The following is a 20,224-nucleotide window of genomic DNA, read 5'->3' on the forward strand; positions in this document are numbered from 1 at the left end:
GGGGCTCGAACCGGGCAGGGAGCGGCCTATGGCGTCGGATGGCGGTTTGTTCGTGGGGAAGCGGGGAGCGATGTGGCGCGGTTATGCGCTGATCGCGCCGCTCCTGCTTTTCCTGATGGCGACATTTCTCGTGCCCGCCGGCCTGATCGTCTGGCGCTCCGTGGCCGATCCGGAAATGCAGGCCGCGCTTCCGGCGACATCAGCCGCGCTTGCTTCCTGGGACGGCAGGGGACTTCCCGGCGAGGAGGCCGAGACGGCGCTTGCCGCCGACCTCAAGGCGGCCGATCGTGCGGCGCTCGCATCGCTCAGCCGCCGGCTTTCCTATGAGGATGCGGGCTTCCGCGCCCTGCTGCAATCCACCAAGCGTGCGCTCGACGGCGGCAAGACGCTGCCGCTCGCCTCGATCAATCCGAAATGGGGCGACAACGGCAGTTGGCAGATCATGAAGCGTGCGGTGGGGCCGGCCGGCAGCTACCATCTTCTTTCCGCCTTCGACCTCAAGCACGACTACGTCGAAGGCGTCGTCCCCTCGCGGGATGGCGGGCTCTACCGATCGATCATCGTGCGCACTTTCGTGATCGCACTGGTAACGTCGGTGATCACGCTGCTCATCGCCTTTCCGCTTTGCGCCTTCCTGCTGCGGCAGACGCCGCGCGTGCATAATATCCTCCTGCTGATGGTGCTGCTGCCGTTCTGGACCTCGATCCTCGTGCGCACCACCTCCTGGCTCGCGCTCCTGCAGGATCGCGGCGTCATCAACACGCTGCTGATGGATCTCGGCCTCATCGATACGCCGTTCCAGCTGCTTTACAATCGCTTCGGCGTCATCGTCGCGCTGGTGCATGTCATGCTGCCCTTCATGATCTTCCCGCTGCTCAGCAACATGCGCTCCATCGATGCCCGGCTTTACCGCGCCGCGCTTTCCCTTGGCGCGACGCCCGTCCATGCCTTCTTCCGGGTCTATCTGCCGCAAGCCATGCCCGGCATGATGGCCGGCACGCTGATGGTCTTCGTGGTGACGCTCGGCTTCTACATCACGCCCATGCTCGTCGGCGGCCCGGCGGACCAGATGATCAGCTACTACATCGCGCTCTTCACCACGGGCACGCTCAACTGGGGTCTTGCCTCCTCGCTCGGCCTCATCCTGCTCACCGCGACCATGTCGCTCTATGCCCTCCAGAACTTCCTGGCGAGCGGCAGCAACGGCCAGCGCAGGTAGGACCATGACCGCGCGCGTGATCACCCCCGCCGCCCGCTTCGGCAATATCGCCCTTGCCACCGTCGCCATCCTGAGCCTCGTCTTCCTGATGGTGCCGCTGGTGGTGATCGTGCTGTTCTCGTTCAATTCGGGCGGTGACTTCAGCTACCCGATCAAAGGCTTCTCGCTGCGCTGGTATGTAGAGTTCTTCACCACGCCGACCTGGACCGACGCGCTCGCCAACAGCCTCATGGTGGCCGTGGCGACGACGGCGCTGGCAACGCCGCTCGGCACCATGGCAGCGCTCGGGCTTGCGACGCCCGGCCTGCCGGGCCGCCGGCTGATCAACGGTTTCCTGCTCATTCCCATGGTCGCACCGGTGGTGATCGTCGGTGTCGGCATGTACTTCCTTTTTTCGATGATCGGCCTCACCGCCACCTTCATCGGCCTCGTTCTGGCGCATACGGCGCTCGCCGTGCCCTTCGTGGTCGTCACCGTCTCCGCCGTGCTGACGGCGCTCGACCGCCGGCTGCTCTGGGCCGCGGCCAGCATGGGCGCGACGCCGCTCGAGAGCTTCCGGGCCGTCACGTTGCCGGCCATCCTGCCGGGCATCGGCTCCGGCGCCATCTTCGCCTTCGCCACGTCGCTCGACGAAGTCGTCGTCACCGTCTTCCTCGCCGGCCCCGGTCAGCGCACCCTGCCGCGCGAGATGTTCACCATCGCCCGCGACACGCTCACCCCCACCATCGCCGCGGCCGCGACCGTGGTGATGCTGCTCTCCATGCTGCTGCTCGGCGTGTCCGTGCTGCTCAACCGCCGTTCCCGTCGTACGGAAGCGACGGCCTAGGCGTCGCCGCGCTCCGAGCGCCGGCGCTTTTCATGTGTGCCGGCATTTGCTACGGCTGCGGCGAAGAGCTTTGGCGCACAGAGGTTCCGTTTTGCCGTCGTAAACACCGGTCTCACCCCGTTCACCCCACGGAGCAGCATGGCGCTTGCCGTGCCGAGCCGTGCCCTGTTCATCGGGTGGTGGTCTGAGACCGGTCTGGCATTGTCGACCTGTGCCATGCGCAGCCGTTTCCGGCTGCCTCAGCTCTTCCGCCTTCGAAGCAACCGCCACGCCGCGCCCGTAACGGGAACCTCATGACTTCCTCTTGGTGAACTTCCTTTCGGAAGACCAAGACGACATGCAAAATACTCTTGTGGTCCGCTGGACCATCGTACCCACCGCCGCGCCGCAGCCGATCATCGCCTGCAGCACCTGCGGCGGGCCAAGACCGTTCCGGTCGAGCGACAGGCTGAGGCTCAATGCCAATGGCAAGAAGCTCGATGCCTGGCTGATCTACAAATGCACCGTTTGCGACAGGACCTGGAACCGCACGCTCTTCGAGCGCCGGAACATCCGGGAGATCGACCCCGCGACCTTGCAGGCCCTGCAATCCAATGACGTGCAATGGGCGCGCCGCCACGCCTTCGATATCGAGGCGCTACGGCGGAAGGTGCCGCGCATCGAGACCTTCCCCGAAAGCAGGGTCCGGAAAACCGTGCTTTCGCAGGCCTCCGCCTGGAGCTGGATCGAGATCGTCCTTTCGGTTCCGGTGCAGGGTTCGCTGAGGCTCGACAGGCTTCTTGCCGCGGAACTGGACCTGTCCCGGTCACGGCTTCAGGCCTTGCAGGAAACGGGAAAACTGAAGGCCGCGCCGTTCCACAAGGACGCCCTGCGCCGGCCCGCGCGGGATGGCAGCCGCATCGTCATTGATGTCGGTGACTTGCCGGAACGGGCGGCGCTGTCCGGGGCGGCTCGCGGCGAGGATGGCTGATCGAAACCGTTGGCGCAGGGATGGAAAACGCCCTGCGCCAATGCAGGCTCTTGCCGGGATGCTGCCTGTCGTCGTTACGGCCTTCCCGGTGCTCGACGTTGCCGCGAAGCGGCGGTGATCCGAACGAGGCTAGCGCATTTCCAGCCGAAGCGGCATCGCCTCGGCGTTCGACGATGCGGAAACAAGAGGACAGGGAAATTCCGGTGAGCCGGCATTCGCCCGCATTGCCTTAGGCGGCGGCGCCGGTCTTGCGAACGGGGCCTCTTTCGAGCTTCTGCTGGATGAGTTCGACATGGCCGCGCACATAGAGCACCACGGGCTTTCCGCTGGCGCCGGTGATCGCCAGCGCAATGATGCTGACATCCTCCTCGAAGGACGTGACATAGGCCACGTGGTCCGGGTTGATGTAGACGACCTGATTGTGCGTGGTCCGGAAATCGATCAAAGCCATGCGGCTCTCCTTCGTATGCGACAGACAGCCAATGCCATGAAGGAATTGAGGGAGATTTAATGCGGCGCGATTCCGTGTCTCCCAGCGCCCGAATTTACGATTCCCGGCCCCTCGCGGCGCCCGCCCGCCGCATCGCGGCCGTCAGGGCCGTATAGACGCGCGGCTCCTGCATATGGGCGACATTGAAGCGCATGAAACCCGCTGCGCCCGCCGAAACGGAGAAGACGTTGCCGGGAGCGAGCACGACGCCCTCTGCGATTGCAGCCTGCGCGACCTCGCCGGATTCGAGCTCTTCCGGCAGGCGGCACCACAGGTTGAAGCCGCCGCGCGGCAGGAGCCAGGGTTCGATGCCGAGCCGGCGCAGCCGGTCCGCCGTTTCGCGCCGGGCACGCACCAGCCGCCGGCGCAGTTCCTCCATGTGCTTGCGGTAGCTGCCGCCGGACAGCATATGCGCGATGATCTCGCTGGAGATCGGGTTCGGTCCGCCGAAATTCGTGGCGATCTGCAAATCCACCAGTCCCTCGATCCAGTCCGGGCGTGCGGCGATATAGCCGCAGCGCGCCGAGGCGGAGAGGGTCTTGGAATAACTGCCGATGCGGATGACGCGGGAAAGCCCATCGAGAGCCGCGAGGCGGGTCGAAGGCTCCGGCTCGAAATCGGCGAAGATGTCGTCCTCCACGATCGTCATGTCGCCGCCCGTCGCGGCGTTCAGCAGACGATGGGCCACCTGCGGGGAAAGGGTCGCGCCGGTCGGATTGTGGATTGCCGAGTTGGTGATGTAGAGCCGTGGCCGCTCCGTGGCGAGCACGCTTTCAAGGGCCGCGATATCGGGGCCTGCGGGCGTATAGGGTACGCCGACGAGCCGGACCTGATGCGCTTTCAGCAAGGCCTGGAAGTTGAAGTAGCAGGGATCGTCGATGAGCACGCAATCGCCGGGCCGGAGCAGAAAGCGGCAGACGAGGTCGAGTGCCTGCGTGCCCGTATTTGTCAGCATCAGGTGCTCCGGCCCAGCCTCTATGCCGTCTTCCGCCAGCCGGGCGAGCAGAAGCCGTCGGAGCGCCGGGGAGCCGCGCGTGCTGCCGTAATAGGCAAGCAGGGTGCTGTCGCTGCGGGCGAGGCCGCGGATGGCGCGGCGCAGCGCCTCGTTCGGCATCCAGTCCGCCGGCAGCCAGCCGCAGCCCGGCTTCAGCGCGGCCTCGTCCGCGTCGAGCGACTGTCGCGACACCCAGAAGGGATCGACGGCCTGCGCTCTCGGCGTTTCGGCTGCCAGCTTCAGCGGCGGCTGGGCGCTATTGGCGACATAGAAGCCGGAGCCCCGTTGCGCCCGGATCAGGCCTTCTGCCGCAAGCCGGTCGTAGGCCTCGACCACCGTCGATGGCGAAACGCCCATGGTGGTCGCAAAACGGCGGATCGAAGGGAGCCGGTCGCCCGGGGCAAGCGCCCGCGCGGCGATGCGGTCACGAATGGCCGCCATGACCTCGAGGGTGCGTCCTCCGGCAGTTTCCACCGTCATGTCACTTCCTATCGTATGGGTCATCATACCAGTACAGTTCGCCAGAATTGTATGGCTTTGTCTCTGCCTTTGCCAATCCCCCGGATGTATCGAGAGGGGGAATGCGAGGGATCATGAAAACATCCATGGAAGGTTGGGGCAGCGGGCTGCTCGGCGTTGTCATCTTCAGCGGTTCGCTGCCGGCGACGCGCATTGCGGTGGCCGATTTTTCGCCGATGTTCCTGACATCGGCGCGGGCGGTCATTGCCGCCGTCCTGGCGGCGGCGCTGCTTCTGGCGCTCCGCCAGCAAAGGCCCTCGCGGGCGGATCTCAAGGCGCTCGTCATCGTCGCGCTCGGCGTCGTCGTCGGCTTTCCGCTGCTGACGGCGCTCGCGCTGCAATATATCACGGCCGCCCATTCCATCGTCTTCATCGGCCTTTTGCCACTGGCGACCGCCATCTTCGGCGTCTTGCGCGGCGGTGAGCGGCCAAAACCGCTGTTCTGGCTCTTCTCCTGCCTCGGTAGCGCCACCGTGGTGGGCTTCGCGCTGAATGCGGGCGCGGAAATCTCCGTCGTCGGCGATCTCCTGATGGTCGCGGCGGTCATCGCCTGCGGCCTCGGCTATGCGGAGGGGGCGAAGCTCTCACGCAGCCTTGGCGGCTGGCAGGTCATCTCCTGGGCGCTCGTACTGTCGCTACCGGCCATGGCGGCCATCATGCTCGCCACGCTTCCCGGCACCTTTGCGGGCATCGGCGGCGATGCGTGGATGGGGCTCGCCTATGTCTCGATCTTCAGCATGCTGGTCGGCTTCGTCTTCTGGTATCGCGGCCTTGCGCTCGGCGGCATCGCGGCGGTCGGGCAGTTGCAGCTTCTCCAGCCGTTCTTCGGCCTTCTGCTCGCCGCCGGCCTGCTGCACGAGAAGGTCAGTCCCCTGATGGTCGCGACGACGCTTGCCATCGTGCTCTGTGTCGCCGGCGCGCGAAAGTTCGCCCGCTGAGGGCTGTCGCGAGAAATGACCCTTGGCAACGAGGCTCGCCGGGATGCAGGATGGTCGCGTCAATTCTGGGAGGAATGCGACTGTGACCACCGAACTCGATCATCTGAGCCGTCTCGTCATCCATGGACGGCTTTCCCGCCGTGAATTTCTTGGCCGTGCCGCTTTGCTTGGCCTGTCGCTGACAGCGGCGAACGCACTTCTGACCAGCGCCGCCCGCGCGGAAGGCCCGGTCAAGGGCGGCGTGCTGCGCGCCGGTCTCGTCGGCGGGGCGGCCACCGACAGCCTCGACCCCGCGACCTGGGCAAGCCAGGTGCCCTACACGATCGGCCGCTGCTGGGGCGAGCAGCTGCTTGAGATTTCGCCGGCCGGCGAGATCGAATACCGCCTTGCCGAGTCCTACGAGGCCTCGTCCGACGCCAAGACCTGGACCTTCCGCATTCGGCAGGACGTCACTTTCCACAATGGCAAGCCGCTGACGCCGGAAGACGTCGTCGCCACCTTCGAGCGCCATGCGGACGCCAATTCCAAGTCGGCCGCGCTCGCCTTCGTCGCCGAGTTCGACACGGTGAAGGCCGATGGCCGCAACGTGGTGATCACGCTGAAGGAGGCCAATGCCGACCTTCCCTATGTGGTCAGCGACTATCATCTGATGATCCAGCCGAACGGCGGCCGCGACAATCCGAACGCCGGCATCGGCACGGGGCCGTACAAGGTCACCGTCAACGAGCCGGGCGTGCGTCATGTCGGCGAAAAGCATCCGGGCTACTGGGGCAGCGACCAGCGCGGCCATGCGGACAGCATCGAGATCATCGTCATCAACGATTCGACCGCCCGCACGGCGGCGTTGCAGGGCGGGCAGATCGACATGATCAACCGCGTCGAGCCGAAGGTGGTCGAGTTGATCAAGCGCCTTCCGGGCGTGACGATCCGCAACGTGCCGGGCAAGGGCCACTATGTGATGATCGCCCATTGCAACACGGCGCCCTTCGACAACAACGACCTGCGGCTGGCGCTGAAATATGCCGTCGACCGCGAGGAGATGGTGCAGAAGATCCTGAGCGGCTACGGCACGGTCGGCAACGACACGCCGATGATCAAGGGCTATCCGCTGTTCGACGACGACATCGAGCAGCGCAAGTTCGATCCGGAAAAAGCCGCCGAGCACTTCAAGAAATCGGGGCATAGCGGCCCGGTCACGCTGCGCACCTCCGATGTCGCCTTCCCCGGCGCGGTCGACGCGGCACAGCTCTTCCAGCAGAGCGCTGCCAAATGCGGCATCCCGATCGAGATCAAGCGCGAGCCCGGCGACGGCTACTGGTCGGACGTCTGGAACAAGCAGCCCTTCTCCATGTCCTACTGGACGGGACGGCCGACGCAGGACCAGGTCTATTCCATCGCCTATCTTTCCAAGGCGGAGTGGAACGACACCCGCTTCTTCCGCGAGGATTTCGACAAGCTGATCATCGGCGCGCGCTCGGAGCTGGACCAGACCAAGCGCAAGGCCATGTACCGGCAGGCGGCGATGATCCTGCGCGACGAGGGGGGCGTGATCGCGCCGATGTTCAACAACTATATCGACGCGACGAATGCTCGGGTCGGCGGCTGGGTGGACGACCCGAACGGCGAACTGATGGGCGGCCACGCCCTGACGAAATGCTGGGTCACCGCCTGAGGCTTTCGGAGACGGCAAGGGGCGTTGTATCGCCCCTTGCCGCTATCGCCTGGAGCATTTCCGGTGAAGTCCGTTTCACCGAAAATACTCCAGCTTTTTGTTATTACCGCATTATCCGACGCCGAAGCGGTCCCGCTTCGGCTGGAAATGCTCTAGCCGCAACGGGCCTCGAAGGTTGCCGCACCCAGCTCCTGTCCGTTGACGATGAAGACGGAGCCGTCCGTCTGGGTGATCGAGCCGCTGAGGCCGCCCATCCAGGAGGGATCGGATTTGCAATCGCGTGGGGTGTTGCGCACCGTGATATCGCCGGAGAGGTTTTCCGCCGGTCCCATGACGTAAAGCCCCGCCTCCTTCGCCGTGTCGACGACGAGGTTCTCGAAGCTGATATCGGCCACCGGACCGCCGAGGAAGCCCCATTCGTCGCCATAGATGAACAGGCCGTAGGTGCCTGCATTGCTTATCGTGACGTTCTTGAAATCGATGCCGGCGACGGGGTTGACGAAGATGCCGGCATTCTTCGTGCCGTCGATCTTCAAGCCGTTCACCGTGACATCCGTTGTCACCGCCTCGTCCGGCAGGGATGGTGCGGTCACCAGCATCAGGCCGTTGATGCCGCCCTTGAGCACCATGTCGGTGATGGAAACGTTCGAGCTGCCCTGCAGCACGACGAGATCCATGTCGCGACCCTGCGCGGAATTGTCGACCGTCACCGTGTCGAGGGTCACATCGTCGGCCGCAACGAGCAGGATGCCCTCGCGGCGCGAGCGGGAAATGCTGAGATTGTCGAGCGTGATGTTGCTGGCACGATCGGTGATGACGGGTGGCCAGCCGCTGTCGTCGATGGCGCTGCCGGCGAAGACGCCATAGGTGACGCTGTCGATCACCGTATCGCGGATGGCGAGGTTCTTCGTGCCATGCGCGCTGACAGCGGCATAGGGCGCGCGATTCGGATCGCCGACGGCGAATTCGCACAGCGTGCTGCTCTCGCAGATATAGAGATCGTGGATGCGGCTGTCCTGGATCAGCACGCCGTCCACCTGCGTCAGGCGAATGCCGTCATGGGCGGTGCGGGAGACGTCGACACGGTCGATGATCAGGCCGGCCGTGCCGGTGCTGCCGATGCCGGCACGCCCGCCGGTCATGGCGAGCGAGGACACCGCGCTGTTCGACGCCATGGTCACCACATCCTGCGCGGGGTCGTAGCCGGTGAGCGTGGTGGCCGCACCCGCATTGGTGAAAGTGCCGCGGCCGCCGCTCGATGCGCCGGTGAGGGCGAGCGTGCCGCCGCCGCCAAGCAGGGTCTGGCCTTCTGCAAGCATCAGGGAGCCGTCGAGACCGATATTGCCGTCGGACAGCGCGAGCGCACCGGTGCCGGCCGCCGCCAGCAGCGCGTTGATGGCAGCCGCATTGCCGCTGCCGGCCGAGATGTTGACGACATTGCCGGCGGTGCGTCCGGTGAGGTCGAGGACCGCGTCTTCGAGATCGCCCGTCGCGCCGACATGGGTCTTGATGGCGGAGGCGCGCCGGATGGCCTGGGTTGACCGGTCGAAGGGATCGTTCGCCGCGCCATTCGATGCGCCGAAGGGAATGCGCAGACGTGCCATCACGTTGCCGCCGAGCCGGTCCTGATTGTCGTAGGTCGCGCTTGCGCCAACGGAGACCGTCGAACCGGCGGGAAGACCGGCGACATTGGCGAAGGCGAGTTCCGCGCGCAGCCTGGCGCCGAACATGTCCTCGAGGTTCCGTCCGCCATACCAGTAGCTGCCGGCGAAGACCTTGAGTTCCGCATTGCCGTCTTCGGAAAGACCGGGAACCTTGAGGCCGGTCTCGGCGTCGATGCCCGGCCGCGCCTGCTCCCGTCCCTCGCGGAACTTCAGCATGCCGTTGCTGACGACGCCGTCGCCGGCACCGTCCACGGCATGACCGTTGCCGAGGGGAAGATAGATGTTGGCGCGCGTCTCGAGAACGGCGCCGAGCGCTTCGGCGCCCAGCGAAATCTGATGGAAGTCGTTGCCGAGCCGGGACTCGAAATAATCGTAGTAGCCGTAGAGACCGAGCGTCCATTCACCCGGCGTCGCGAGGCGGTAGCCCGCGCCGAAGGACCCCTGCCGGACGCCGCCCTGGACGAGGGACCCGTTGATGTCGATCAGGAAGGTCTGCGTTGCATCGAGCTGGAACGGCAGCAGGATGCCGAGGGCGCCCTGCGACTGCTCGCTCTGCCAGCGGCCCTCGAACTCCGTGAAGCCGCTGATCTCGGCGGCATGCGCATGCGAAATACCCACGGCCACCGCTGCCAGCGGCCCGACTAAGCCTTTAATAATATTCATAAATATCTCCAATTCGGCAATCCGCAGAGCGGATGCGAACGGCGATATTATACATGAGTTAAGGAGTCAACTTTATTGAATCGGGGCTGTGGACAGAGCTCCGTCACGCGCCTTGTGCGGCGTCGGCGGGTGGCATGATGCCGGCGGCCTGCTCGCAGACTTCCACATGGCGCGCAAGCGCCTGGTTCGACAGCACCGCACTGATCGTCATGATGTCCCGCCCCTGGTATTTGGGCATCTGTTGGGCTGCCTTCAGCCTCTCCAGAAGTGCAAAACGGCTCATGACATACTCCTTTTAGTGACGATTGCTGCGACATTCGGCCCCAAGGAGCCGGCGCGTGGATTCAAGGGTCCTTGTGCTGGGGAAGCGTCGCCGGGCATCGCCTTGGTGCCCGGCGTGGAGGAAAGGCCGTCAGGCGGCCTTCTTGCCGGCGTCGAAGGGAATCTCGATGTCGACGGCGAGGGTGGAGACCTGCGCGCCGCGTTCCATCTTGATGGTGACCTTCTCGTCGTCGATTTGCATGTGCTTGGAAATCGCCTTGAGGATTTCGTCGCGCAGCTTGTTGACGAGGTCGGAGTCGCCGGTGGCGGCGCGCTCGTGGGCGAGCAGCACCTGAAGCCGCTCGCGCGCGGCCGGGGCCGACTGGTTGCGGGAGAAGAAGCGGAACGGGTTCATGCCGCCTTCCTTCCGAAGATCTTGCCGAGGAAGCTGCGCTTGTCGCCGGGAATGGTGACGGGCAGGCTCTCGCCCTTCAGGCGGCGTGTTGCCTCGAAATAGGCAAGCGCCGGGGCGCTGCGTCCATCGGCCAGCGTCACCGGGGCGCCGACGTTGGAGGCGCGAAGCACGTCCATGCTCTCGGGGATGATGCCGAGCAGCGGGATCGAGAGGATTTCCAGGACGTCGTCGACCTTCAGCATGTCGCCTCGCTCGGCGCGGGCGGCGTCGTAGCGGGTCAGCAGCAAGTGCTTTTCGATGCGCTCGCCGTTTTCCGCCTTGAGGGTCTTGGAATCGAGAAGGCCGATGATGCGGTCCGAGTCGCGCACCGAGGAGACTTCCGGGTTGGTGACGACGATGGCGATGTCGGCATGGCGCATGGCAAGCGTCGCGCCGCGCTCGATACCGGCGGGGCTGTCGCAGATCACCCAGTCGAAGGCGTTCTTCAGGGCCGCAATGACCTTTTCGACACCTTCCGGCGTCAGGTTGTCCTTGTCGCGGGTCTGCGAGGCCGGCAGCAGGTAGAGCGTCTCGACGCGCTTGTCGCGGATCAGCGCCTGCGTGAGCTTGGCTTCTCCCTGGATGACGTTGACGAGGTCGTAGACGACCCGGCGCTCGGCACCCATGACGAGGTCGAGATTGCGCAGGCCGACGTCGAAGTCCACGACCACGACCTTCTCGCCATTCTGCGCCAGTGCGGCGCCCAGTGCAGCCGACGACGTCGTCTTGCCGACGCCGCCCTTGCCCGATGTGACAACGATTACCTTGCCCATATGTGTCTCCAGTGCGTTGGATTTCGTCAGCCGAGTGTCGCGGCCTTGATGATTTCGCCTTCGAGCCAGACCTGCCCGGGCTTGCCGCGCAGCTCGGGCTCCATGTCGTCGGCCGTCTTGTAGAACCCGTCGATGGCGATCAGCTCCGCTTCGAGCTTGCGGCAGAAGATGCGCGCCGAGGCATTGCCTGTCGTACCGGCCATCGCCCGGCCGCGCAGGGGGCCGTAGACGTGGATGGAGCCGCCGGCGACGATTTCCGCGCCCGAGGCGACCGAGCCGATGATGGTGACGTCTCCCTCGGGGAAGAAGATCGACTGGCCGGAGCGGACGGGTCGGGAAACGACGAGCGACGGCGTCGTGCCCGATACCGCCACGGCGGGAACCGCCGGTGCGACCGGGGCAACGGGTGCGGCCGATTCGGTCTGCTCCGCCGGGTCGTTCGCTGCATCCTTCGCCGGGGCCTCGATCTCGCCTGCCGGGCGACCGTCGGTCATGGCCGGCGGCATGTCGGGGCCGAGCAGGGAGGAGCGTGCGCCCTCGATACCCATGACGCGAACGTTGCGGGCGTTCAGCTGGTCGACGAGCTCGCGCAGTTCGGCGCGGTCGATGTCCAGTCCTTCCACGTCCAGCACCACCGGCCGACGAAGGAAGAAGCCGGCCGAGCGGGCCGCCAGGTCGTCAAGCCGCGTCAGCCAGTCCGCGAAGGGGAGCTCCGGAGTCAGCGCAAGCGCAAGGAAGGACCGCCCCTTGAGGCGGATCGGCCGGGGTTGAGTTAACACGTCAGTCATCTTGGTTAATTTTCGGTATCCCCGGTGTAGCGGTGAAATGGTTAACAAATGGTTAATTTGCAGGTCAGGCTGGCGCGAGGCATGCCTCGCCGCTGCCGATATCGACGAACCGGGGCGGAGAAGAAACGTAGAGGTAGACGCGCCATATTTTTCGCGTCCGAAGCGGGTGGCGGACGTGCCGGGAGCGCAGGAAATGGGGGGGCTGATTCGATGGGAAGAGTGGCCTGATCATTCCCATGAGGGAATCGCCCGCGAGGGTTTGGCCGTCACCCCGCTCCTCCCGAGCGGGGGAGGGACCTGCCCAAGAGGGCAGGTCCTGATCGCGGAAAACGATGTAGGGGTCTCTTCTCTCGCTTTCGGGGAGAAGGCGGCCGTTGGGCCGGATGAGGACGCCTCACGGAAGGCGTCCTCGTTCGGTGTCGCGGCGAAGCCCGCCGCGACGTTTCCTCAGCCGATGGCCATCAGGCTGGCATTGCCGCCGGCGGCGGCCGTGTTGATGGAGGTCGAGACCTCCTCCAGCAGCCAGTTGAGGCAATAGGCGTCCGGGTCTGCCGTGAGTTCCGCGGTGGTTGCCGCCTGCACGAGGACAAGCGGACCGGGAAGGCCGGCGATCTTGCGGTTGACGCGCTGCACGTCCTCCGCCTCGCCCTCGACGAGTGCGCCGGCGAACGGGCTGTCCTTTGCCCAGTCGGCCGTCCAGGAGAGGCGGGCGGCGACGGAGGCGGGGAGATCGGCGAGAACCGGCTTCAGCCCATCGACGCTGTCGATGACGATATGGTTGCCCGTTGCAAGCGCGGCCGCGATCTGGCGCAGCAGCCCCGCTTCGCTCTTCGGCACGAGGAGGATGCGGCCGCGCGGATGCAATGCATAGATGTTGCGCTCGCCGACCGGACCGGGCAGTTCCCGCTCGAGGCCCAGTGCGGAGCGGTTGGCGAAGCTGCGCGCCGTCTCGCCTTCCGCCGCCTTGCTCTTGCGGTCGAGCCAGGTGATGAAGTCGCGCAGCGCCGGGTCGGTGTGCACCGAATCCTGCTGCGGCGGGACCGGGGCCTTCTGCACGAGGCGGCCGATATAGAGCGGGCCGCCCGCCTTCGGGCCGGTGCCGGAAAGGCCGCGTCCGCCGAAGGGCTGTACGCCGACGACCGCACCGATGATGTTGCGGTTGACGTAGATGTTGCCGACCTTGATGCGGCTGACGACATGCGCGATCGTTTCATCGAGGCGCGTGTGCAGGCCGAAGGTGAGGCCGTAGCCCGAGGCGTTGATGTCGTCGATCAGCCGGTCGAGATCGGCGCGGCGGAAGCGGATGACATGCAGCACGGGGCCGAAGACTTCGCGCTTCAGGTCGGCGAGCGACTTCAGTTCGATGATCGTCGGCGGAACGAAGGTGCCGTTTTCCGTGCTGCCCGACAGGGCAAGCTGCTCCACCTTGTTGCCGAGGCTGCGCATGTGCTCGATATGCTTGACGATACCGTCACGCGCTTCGGCCGTGATGACCGGGCCGATATCGACATTGAGGCTGTCGGTGCGGCCGAGCGTCAGTTCCTTGAGGGCGCCCTTCAGCATGGTGAGGGTCCGGTCGGCCACGTCTTCCTGCAGGCAGAGCACGCGCAGCGCCGAGCAGCGCTGGCCGGCACTGTCGAAGGCCGAGGCGATGACGTCGCCGACGACCTGTTCGGCAAGGGCGGAGGAATCGACGATCATGCCGTTCTGGCCGCCGGTTTCGGCGATCAGCGGGATCGGCTTGCCGGTGTCCGAAAGGCGTTCGGCAAGCTGCGCCTGGATGAGGCGGGCGACTTCCGTCGAGCCGGTGAACATGACGCCGGCCGTCTTCGACGCGCCGACAAGCGCCGCACCGACGCGGCCTGCGCCGGGCACGAACTGCAGCGCGCCGGCGGGAACGCCGGCCTCATGCAGGATCTTCACGCTTTCATGCGCGATGACCGGCGTCTCCTCCGCGGGCTTCGCCAGTACGGCATTGCCCGCGACGAGCGCGGCGGCGACCTGGCCGGTGAAGATGGCGAGCGGGAAGTTCCACGGGCTGATGCAGACGATCGGGCCGAGCGGCAGGTGGGACGGTCCGAGCGTGCGGCGCGCCTGTTCGGCATAGTAGCGCAGGAAGTCGACCGCTTCGCGCACTTCGCCGATGGCGTTGGCTGCCGATTTTCCGGCTTCGCGCATGATGATGCCCATCAGCGGCTCGATGCGGGCTTCCATGAGATCGGCGGCGCGGTCGAGGCAGGCGGCGCGCTCGGCCGGGGAAACGGCGGCCCAGGCGGCGACGCTGTCTGCCGCCATGGCGACGATGCGCTCGGCATCTTCAGCCCTGATCTCGGTGACGCTGCCGACGACGTCGCGGTGGTCGGCGGGGTTCCGCACGTCGCTGGTCTCGCCGGCGGTGGAGCCGTCGGCGAGGAGCGGGGCGGCATGCCATTGCCTGGCGGCCGTGCTGGCGAGCGCGCCGGCGAGTTCGGCAAGCGTCGTCTCGTTGGAAAGATCGAGACCCTTGGAATTTTCGCGATTCTTGCCGAAGAGGTCGCCCGGCAGGGCGATCTGGTCGTGCTGTGCGCCGACGACGGGCATCGCTGCGACGATGTCGACCGGATCGGCGATCAGCGATTCCACCGAAACCTTCGGGTCGGAGATGCGGTTGACGAAGGAGGAGTTCGCACCGTTTTCGAGAAGGCGGCGGACGAGATAGGCCAGCAGCGTCTCATGGGTGCCGACAGGTGCATAGATGCGGCAGGGCCGGTCCAGCTTGTCCTTGCCGACGACCTCGTCATAGAGCGGCTCGCCCATGCCGTGCAGGCACTGGAACTCATACTTGCCGACGGAGAAATCGGGGCCGGCGAGCTGGTAGATCGTCGCAAGGCTCTGCGCATTGTGCGTGGCGAATTGCGGGAAGACGGCGTCCGGCGCAGCCAGCAGCTTTCGCGCGCAGGCGACATAGGCGACGTCGGTGTAGATCTTGCGCGTATAGACCGGGAACCCTTCCAGGCCGTCGAGCTGCGCGCGCTTGATCTCGGCATCCCAATAGGCGCCCTTGACGAGGCGCACCATCACGCGGCGGCCGGAGCGGCGGGCAAGGTCGATGATGAAATCGAGCACGAAGGGGCAGCGCTTGCCATAGGCCTGCACCACGAAGCCGAGGCCGTTCCAGCCCTTGAGGTCCTCGTCGAAGCAGAGGCCTTCGAGAAGGTCGAGCGACAGTTCCAGCCGGTCCGCTTCCTCGGCGTCGATGTTGAGGCCGATATCGTAGCTCTTGGCGATGGCGGCGAGCGCCTTCACCTTCGGCAGCAACTCGCCCATGACCCGTTCGGCCTGTGCGCGGACATAGCGCGGATGCAGAGCCGAGAGCTTGATGGAGATGCCGGGGCCATCATAGATGCCGCGGCCGTCCGAGGCCTTGCCGATGGCGTGGATCGCCTTCTCGTAGTCGCGGTAGTAGCGTTCGGCGTCGGCGGCCGTGGTCGCCGCCTCGCCGAGCATGTCGTAGGAATAACGGAACCCGCGGGCTTCCAGCGGCTTGGAGCGCTTCAGCGCTTCCTCGATGGTCTCGCCGGTGACGAACTGCTCGCCCATCATGCGCATCGCCATGTCGACGCCGCGGCGGATGACCGGCTCGCCGGCGCGCGCGATGAGGCGTGTCAGCGCGGCGGAAAGGCCGCGGTCGTTGACGGTGGAGGTCAGCTTGCCGGTGACGACGAGACCCCAGGTGGCGGCGTTGACGAAGAGCGACTTGCCGCCGCCGATATGCGAGGTCCAGTCGCCTTCGGCGATCTTGTCGCGGATCAGCGCGTCGCGCGTGTCGGTATCGGGAATGCGCAGCAGCGCTTCGGCAAGGCACATCAGCGCCACGCCTTCCTGGCTCGACAGCGAATATTCCTGCACCAGACCCTCGACGCCGGTGCCCTTGTGCTTGGCGCGCAGCGCCTCGATCAGCGTGCGGGCGGTGCTGCGGATATCGTAGCGCTGCGCCTCGGTGACGCGCGCGGCGGCGACCAGCGGCGGCAGGCACTCGGTCTCGGGGCGGCGATAGGCGGCGGTGATCGCCTGACGCAGTTCGCTCTGCGGGCGGATCGGCGGTGCGAAATGGGCGAAGGGGTTCTGCATGGAAGGACCTATGAGACGCGGGTTCGGTGGGAAATCAGCGGATGAAGGTGACGGCAGGCTCGTCCCATTCGGGAACGTCATGGAACTCCGGCGCGTGATGGAGCAGGATGCTCGGCTCGACGCCCCCGGACCGCTCCGCCTTGATGCTGCAGGCCGCAACGAGCGCCCTTATGCCGAGCGGCTTGTAGTGGCTGAGAAGGTCCGTCGGCATGCTATCATCGAAGCTCTTGTCGTGCACCATCATCCCCCTGTTCGTGGTGCCGGATCGCCGCTTGCGCCGGCCGTATCGAAGACGGCCGGATTGCCTGTGGTCGATCCGGGAAACTGGCGCGGACAATATCATGATGCTAAAAAACAAATGGACTTCAAATTGCTTTCGATTAGGCTGTTCGTATCTATTTTTTGAAGATTGGAGGGTGATTTGCCCGATATTTCCCACTCGGATGGGTCGTTGGATGCATTCGACCGTAAAATTCTCGAGGAACTCACGGAAAACGGCCGCATTCCGGTGGCCGAGCTTGCCGAAAAGGTGGGTCTCTCCAAGACACCCTGCCAGAACCGCTTCAAGCGGCTGATCGCCGAAGGCTTCATCCAGGGCTTCAAGGCCGTCCTCAATCCGTCGAAAATGAACCTCGACCATATCGCCTTCGCCGAGGTGAAGCTGACCAATACCCATGAGGAGGCCCTGAACAGCTTCAACGCTGCGGTGAAGAAGATCAGGGAAGTGGAGGAGTGCCACATGATCGCCGGCCGCTTCGACTATCTCCTGAAGATCCGTACCCGCGACATCAAGAAATACCGTCTCGTTCTCGGCGAACGCATCTCGAACCTGCCCTATGTTGCCAACACCTCGACCAACGTGGCGATGGAAACGGTGAAGGAGCGGGGATAACGGCATGTCCTTCAAGGCAATCGCGGTCGCACTGGCCGCGCTATCCTGCGCGGCCGGTGCGGCGGTGGCCGAAGAAGACAGGACGGCTTCGGAGGGCGGACCGCTGGATCTGCTCGTCCCCGACGTCCTGCTGCAGGATCATGCCACGCCTGGGGACCTTGCGATCGCCATCGTCGGTTATCGATACGGCTGGCGGTACGACTACCCCGATCCGACACGGGGCGCGGCTGTCCGGTGCCGGGCGGATGCGCTTGTCCTGCCACAGGGCAAGGTGGTCGAGCTTACCCTCACCGCGGACGACGTCATTCACGAATGGCGGGTGCCGGCGCTGGGGCTTCAATCGGATGCCATTCCCGGCCTGTTGAACGTTGTCCGCGTCGAGACGGGGAAGGCGGGCGCATTCGAGGGTGGAGCGACGAGCATATCTGGCGATGGCTATCGGCAAATGGCGTTCGAACTGCGCATTCTGACCCCGGAGGCCTATGAAGCCTGGCGGCAAACCGCGTTGACGCCCTGCCGAACGCCCTGAACGGAACCTCCGCCGGTTCAAAGGGTTTCCCGTGATATCGTCAAGGGAGGCCGTCATGCCGGCAAAATCGAAAGCGCAGCAGAAGGCCGCCGGTGCGGCCTTGGCCGCAAAGCGCGGCGACATGAAGAAGAGCGAGCTCAAGGGCGCTTCGAAGAGCATGGAGAAATCCATGTCGGAAAAGGAGTTGGAGGACATGGCGTCCACCAAGCGCAAGGGCAAGCCGGAACACGCCGCGAAAGCCGGCTGACGTTCAGGCTTCCGCATAGCCCCGCTTCAGGCGGCGGGCGATCTGGCGGGCCAGCGCGCTTTCGGCGTGGGCCAGCGTGGCATGCAGGCTCAGCGCCTGCCGGCCGCGCGTGCCGATGCGGCCCCAATGCCGAAGGATCGCCACCTCGCCGAACAGCGTCGGCTCCAGGGAAAGCATGTAAAAGCGGGCCATGTTCCGGGACGCGTCGATACGGCGGAAATGGCGGAGGTCGGGTGGATCTGGCGGCAAGGTCTGCATGCCCGTGAGTCTGCCGAACCCCGGAATCGCCGTCCAATGACGAGTTTGAATCGGTCCCGCCGGACCGATTCATTCGCGTGATGCATCGTCAGTCATTCGGCCCGCGCCGCGCCGGCAGGGCGGGCAGGCTTGCTTCGATGGCCGCAAGCCCGGCCTCCAGCTGCAGGAGATTGCCTGCGCCGAGAAGCGCGGCCATGTCGCGCTCGTAATCCCGCGCCAGTTCGATCATCTCGCCGTAGATGCGCGTGCCCGCAGCCGTCAGTTCGAGATGTTCGACGCGGCGGTCGTTGGCATCTTCGCTGCGCTTCAGCCAGCGTTTGTCCTCCAGCGCCCGCACTGCGCGGGACACCTTCGTCTTGTGCATGCTGGAATTGGCGCCGATCTCCGTCGCCGTCATGCGCCCATAGGCGCCGAGGGCGGCGAGCGCTCGCCATTCCGGCCGGGTCATCCGGTAGCGGCTGCGATATTGCGCGGCAAAACGCTGGCTTACCCGCTCGGCCGCCTGATTCAGCCGGTAGGGCAGGAAGGTTTCGAGCCTGAACTCCATGACGCCCGCCTTGATGGTTACAAAATGGACAGTTACACCCGTAACTATCTGATAGACAGCCTTGCAGAGGAGGGCAAGCCATGGCCGAGAGCACCAACAGCCTGAAATACATGCCGGGCTTCGGAAACGACTTCGAGACCGAATCCCTGCCCGGCGCACTGCCGCAAGGCCAGAACAGCCCGCAGAAGTGCAATTACGGTCTCTACGCCGAGCAGCTCTCCGGTTCGCCTTTCACCGCCCCGCGCGGCACCAACGAGCGCTCCTGGCTCTACCGCATCCGTCCGAGCGTGCGCCACACGCGCCGTTTCTCCAACGCCAGCTACCCGCACTGGAAGACCGCGCCCTGCCTCGACGATCATTCCCTGCCGCTCGGCCAGCTGCGCTGGAATCCGCTACCGGCGCCGGAGGAGACGCAGAATTTCCTTGAGGGTCTGCGCACCATGACGACGGCCGGCGACGTGCTGACCCAGGTCGGCATGGCCGCGCATGCCTATACGTTCAACGCCGACATGGTGGACGACTATTTCTTCAATGCCGATGGCGAGCTGCTGGTCGTGCCGCAACTGGGCGCGATCCGCGTCTTCACCGAAATGGGCATCATGGATGTCGAGCCGCTGGAAATCTGCCTCATCCCGCGCGGCATGATGTTCAAGGTTTCGCGCATTGGCGAGGGTGACATCTGGCGCGGCTATGTCTGCGAGAACTACGGCGCGAAGTTCACCCTGCCCGATCGCGGTCCGATCGGCGCCAACTGCCTTGCCAATCCGCGCGACTTCAAGACGCCCGTCGCCGCCTATGAGGACAAGGAGACGCCCTGCCGCGTTCATGTCAAATGGTGCGGCAAGTTCTACGTCACCGAAATCGGTCATTCGCCGCTCGACGTCGTCGCCTGGCACGGCAACTACACGCCGTTCAAATATGACCTCAGGACCTATTCGCCTGTTGGCGCGATCCTCTTCGATCATCCCGACCCGTCGATCTTCACGGTGCTGACCGCCCCGACCGAGGAAGCCGGCACGGCGAATATCGACTTCGTCATCTTCCCGCCGCGCTGGATGGTCGCCGAACACACCTTCCGTCCGCCCTGGTACCACCGCAACATCATGAGCGAGTTCATGGGCCTCATCCATGGCCAGTACGACGCCAAGGAGGAAGGTTTCGTGCCCGGCGGCATGAGCCTGCACAACATGATGCTGCCGCACGGGCCGGATGCGACCGGCTTCGAGAAGGCATCCAACACCGAGTTGAAGCCGGTGAAGCTCGACCACACCATGGCCTTCATGTTCGAGACGCGTTTCCCGCAACAGCTGACGAAATTCGCCGCCGAGCTGGAGACGCTGCAGGACAACTATCTCGAATGCTGGGACGGGCTGGAGCGCAAGTTCGACGGCACGCCGGGCATCAAGTGAT

20 protein-coding genes are annotated in these 20,224 nt (G+C 65.2%); 9 read left to right on the forward strand and 11 right to left on the reverse strand.

Features of this window, described 5'->3' with window-relative positions:
- Positions 1–70 precede the first annotated feature (70 nt).
- The 3 genes from V8U06_RS18700 to V8U06_RS18710 all read left to right on the forward strand — a co-directional run bounded on the left by V8U06_RS18700 (position 71) and on the right by V8U06_RS18710 (position 3,015).
- Positions 71–1,219, forward strand: a complete 1,149-nt coding sequence (locus V8U06_RS18700) for an ABC transporter permease (RefSeq protein WP_226922023.1) — start codon at positions 71–73, stop codon at positions 1,217–1,219.
- Between the two features lie 4 nt (positions 1,220–1,223).
- A complete protein-coding gene (locus tag V8U06_RS18705; protein WP_427141959.1) occupies positions 1,224–2,045 on the forward strand; it encodes an ABC transporter permease in 822 nt (273 codons plus the stop codon).
- 337 nt (positions 2,046–2,382) lie between these two features.
- Positions 2,383–3,015: a DUF1062 domain-containing protein gene (locus tag V8U06_RS18710; RefSeq protein ID WP_427141960.1), complete on the forward strand. Its 633-nt coding sequence runs from the start codon at positions 2,383–2,385 to the stop codon at positions 3,013–3,015.
- A gap of 229 nt (positions 3,016–3,244) precedes the next feature.
- On the opposite strand, the gene V8U06_RS18715 is transcribed toward V8U06_RS18710, so the two are convergent.
- Complete coding sequence (locus V8U06_RS18715) at positions 3,245–3,466, reverse strand: hypothetical protein (protein WP_427141961.1); 222 nt, start codon at positions 3,464–3,466, stop codon at positions 3,245–3,247.
- 94 nt (positions 3,467–3,560) lie between these two features.
- Entirely contained in the window at positions 3,561–4,979 is a 1,419-nt protein-coding gene (locus V8U06_RS18720) for a PLP-dependent aminotransferase family protein (RefSeq protein ID WP_427141962.1), read from the reverse strand.
- Positions 4,980–5,092: 113 nt separating this feature from the next.
- On the opposite strand from V8U06_RS18720, the gene V8U06_RS18725 reads away from it, so the two are divergent.
- Both V8U06_RS18725 and V8U06_RS18730 read left to right on the forward strand, forming a co-directional pair.
- On the forward strand, positions 5,093–5,956 hold the full coding sequence (locus V8U06_RS18725) for a DMT family transporter (RefSeq protein ID WP_427141963.1): 864 nt from the start codon (positions 5,093–5,095) through the stop codon (positions 5,954–5,956).
- Positions 5,957–5,999: 43 nt separating this feature from the next.
- Positions 6,000–7,628: an ABC transporter substrate-binding protein gene (locus V8U06_RS18730; RefSeq protein ID WP_427142026.1), complete on the forward strand. Its 1,629-nt coding sequence runs from the start codon at positions 6,000–6,002 to the stop codon at positions 7,626–7,628.
- A 152-nt stretch (positions 7,629–7,780) separates the two neighbouring features.
- Here the strand turns inward: V8U06_RS18730 and V8U06_RS18735 are convergent, their stop codons facing one another.
- The 7 genes from V8U06_RS18735 to V8U06_RS18765 form a co-directional block, all read right to left on the reverse strand.
- The gene (locus tag V8U06_RS18735) at positions 7,781–9,910 is read right to left on the reverse strand and encodes a right-handed parallel beta-helix repeat-containing protein (RefSeq protein WP_427141964.1); all 2,130 of its coding nucleotides are present in this window, start codon (positions 9,908–9,910) and stop codon (positions 7,781–7,783) included.
- A 148-nt stretch (positions 9,911–10,058) separates the two neighbouring features.
- On the reverse strand, positions 10,059–10,238 hold the full coding sequence (locus V8U06_RS18740) for a hypothetical protein (protein WP_226922015.1): 180 nt from the start codon (positions 10,236–10,238) through the stop codon (positions 10,059–10,061).
- Between the two features lie 129 nt (positions 10,239–10,367).
- The gene (gene minE, locus V8U06_RS18745) at positions 10,368–10,631 is read right to left on the reverse strand and encodes a cell division topological specificity factor MinE (protein ID WP_226922014.1); all 264 of its coding nucleotides are present in this window, start codon (positions 10,629–10,631) and stop codon (positions 10,368–10,370) included.
- Positions 10,628–11,443: a septum site-determining protein MinD gene (gene minD, locus V8U06_RS18750; RefSeq protein ID WP_427141965.1), complete on the reverse strand. Its 816-nt coding sequence runs from the start codon at positions 11,441–11,443 to the stop codon at positions 10,628–10,630. The genes minE and minD overlap by 4 nt, the downstream gene beginning before the upstream one ends.
- Positions 11,444–11,469: 26 nt before the next feature.
- Positions 11,470–12,231 (reverse strand): septum site-determining protein MinC, encoded by a 762-nt coding sequence (minC, locus tag V8U06_RS18755; protein WP_427141966.1) that lies wholly within the window; start codon positions 12,229–12,231, stop codon positions 11,470–11,472.
- A gap of 447 nt (positions 12,232–12,678) precedes the next feature.
- On the reverse strand, positions 12,679–16,341 hold the full coding sequence (putA, locus tag V8U06_RS18760; RefSeq protein ID WP_427141967.1) for a trifunctional transcriptional regulator/proline dehydrogenase/L-glutamate gamma-semialdehyde dehydrogenase: 3,663 nt from the start codon (positions 16,339–16,341) through the stop codon (positions 12,679–12,681).
- A 34-nt stretch (positions 16,342–16,375) separates the two neighbouring features.
- Positions 16,376–16,585, reverse strand: coding sequence for a hypothetical protein (locus V8U06_RS18765; RefSeq protein WP_226922010.1), 210 nt, complete (start codon positions 16,583–16,585; stop codon positions 16,376–16,378).
- 207 nt (positions 16,586–16,792) lie between these two features.
- Here V8U06_RS18765 and V8U06_RS18770 point away from each other — a divergent pair, with 207 nt between their 5' ends.
- The 3 genes from V8U06_RS18770 to V8U06_RS18780 are packed head-to-tail and all read left to right on the forward strand — an operon-like array spanning position 16,793 to position 18,009.
- Entirely contained in the window at positions 16,793–17,233 is a 441-nt protein-coding gene (locus V8U06_RS18770; RefSeq protein ID WP_371826662.1) for an Lrp/AsnC family transcriptional regulator, read from the forward strand.
- Positions 17,234–17,237: 4 nt separating this feature from the next.
- On the forward strand, positions 17,238–17,762 hold the full coding sequence (locus tag V8U06_RS18775; RefSeq protein WP_427141968.1) for a cytochrome C oxidase subunit II: 525 nt from the start codon (positions 17,238–17,240) through the stop codon (positions 17,760–17,762).
- Positions 17,763–17,817: 55 nt separating this feature from the next.
- Complete coding sequence (locus V8U06_RS18780; RefSeq protein ID WP_427141969.1) at positions 17,818–18,009, forward strand: DUF3008 family protein; 192 nt, start codon at positions 17,818–17,820, stop codon at positions 18,007–18,009.
- 3 nt (positions 18,010–18,012) lie between these two features.
- On the opposite strand, the gene V8U06_RS18785 is transcribed toward V8U06_RS18780, so the two are convergent.
- Together V8U06_RS18785 and V8U06_RS18790 are read right to left on the reverse strand one after the other, a co-directional pair.
- Entirely contained in the window at positions 18,013–18,267 is a 255-nt protein-coding gene (locus V8U06_RS18785; RefSeq protein ID WP_427141970.1) for a WGR domain-containing protein, read from the reverse strand.
- 88 nt (positions 18,268–18,355) lie between these two features.
- Positions 18,356–18,814 carry a MarR family winged helix-turn-helix transcriptional regulator gene (locus tag V8U06_RS18790; RefSeq protein WP_427141971.1) on the reverse strand — a complete coding sequence of 153 codons (459 nt, stop codon included), beginning with the start codon at positions 18,812–18,814 and terminating at the stop codon, positions 18,356–18,358.
- Positions 18,815–18,894: 80 nt separating this feature from the next.
- Here V8U06_RS18790 and hmgA point away from each other — a divergent pair, with 80 nt between their 5' ends.
- Positions 18,895–20,223 (forward strand): homogentisate 1,2-dioxygenase, encoded by a 1,329-nt coding sequence (hmgA, locus tag V8U06_RS18795; protein ID WP_427141972.1) that lies wholly within the window; start codon positions 18,895–18,897, stop codon positions 20,221–20,223.
- Position 20,224 lies beyond the last annotated feature (1 nt).

It is taken from the genome of Shinella sp. G-2, assembly GCF_050172695.1.
GTDB lineage: Bacteria > Pseudomonadota > Alphaproteobacteria > Rhizobiales > Rhizobiaceae > Shinella.

Excerpts from the sequence above, each read along its gene's own strand:
- V8U06_RS18790 (WP_427141971.1), bottom strand. The coding sequence starts at position 18,814 with ATGGAGTTCAGGCTCGAAACCTTCCTGCCCTACCGGCTGAATCAGGCG.
- minE (WP_226922014.1), bottom strand. The coding sequence starts at position 10,631 with ATGAACCCGTTCCGCTTCTTCTCCCGCAACCAGTCGGCCCCGGCCGCG.
- putA (WP_427141967.1), bottom strand. The coding sequence starts at position 16,341 with ATGCAGAACCCCTTCGCCCATTTCGCACCGCCGATCCGCCCGCAGAGC.
- V8U06_RS18765 (WP_226922010.1), bottom strand. The coding sequence starts at position 16,585 with ATGATGGTGCACGACAAGAGCTTCGATGATAGCATGCCGACGGACCTT.
- minD (WP_427141965.1), bottom strand. The coding sequence starts at position 11,443 with ATGGGCAAGGTAATCGTTGTCACATCGGGCAAGGGCGGCGTCGGCAAG.
- hmgA (WP_427141972.1), top strand. The coding sequence starts at position 18,895 with ATGGCCGAGAGCACCAACAGCCTGAAATACATGCCGGGCTTCGGAAAC.
- V8U06_RS18780 (WP_427141969.1), top strand. The coding sequence starts at position 17,818 with ATGCCGGCAAAATCGAAAGCGCAGCAGAAGGCCGCCGGTGCGGCCTTG.
- V8U06_RS18775 (WP_427141968.1), top strand. The coding sequence starts at position 17,238 with ATGTCCTTCAAGGCAATCGCGGTCGCACTGGCCGCGCTATCCTGCGCG.
- V8U06_RS18720 (WP_427141962.1), bottom strand. The coding sequence starts at position 4,979 with ATGACGGTGGAAACTGCCGGAGGACGCACCCTCGAGGTCATGGCGGCC.
- V8U06_RS18725 (WP_427141963.1), top strand. The coding sequence starts at position 5,093 with ATGAAAACATCCATGGAAGGTTGGGGCAGCGGGCTGCTCGGCGTTGTC.
- V8U06_RS18705 (WP_427141959.1), top strand. The coding sequence starts at position 1,224 with ATGACCGCGCGCGTGATCACCCCCGCCGCCCGCTTCGGCAATATCGCC.
- V8U06_RS18785 (WP_427141970.1), bottom strand. The coding sequence starts at position 18,267 with ATGCAGACCTTGCCGCCAGATCCACCCGACCTCCGCCATTTCCGCCGT.
- V8U06_RS18730 (WP_427142026.1), top strand. The coding sequence starts at position 6,000 with ATGCAGGATGGTCGCGTCAATTCTGGGAGGAATGCGACTGTGACCACC.
- minC (WP_427141966.1), bottom strand. The coding sequence starts at position 12,231 with ATGACTGACGTGTTAACTCAACCCCGGCCGATCCGCCTCAAGGGGCGG.
- V8U06_RS18710 (WP_427141960.1), top strand. The coding sequence starts at position 2,383 with ATGCAAAATACTCTTGTGGTCCGCTGGACCATCGTACCCACCGCCGCG.
- V8U06_RS18700 (WP_226922023.1), top strand. The coding sequence starts at position 71 with ATGTGGCGCGGTTATGCGCTGATCGCGCCGCTCCTGCTTTTCCTGATG.
- V8U06_RS18740 (WP_226922015.1), bottom strand. The coding sequence starts at position 10,238 with ATGAGCCGTTTTGCACTTCTGGAGAGGCTGAAGGCAGCCCAACAGATG.
- V8U06_RS18715 (WP_427141961.1), bottom strand. The coding sequence starts at position 3,466 with ATGGCTTTGATCGATTTCCGGACCACGCACAATCAGGTCGTCTACATC.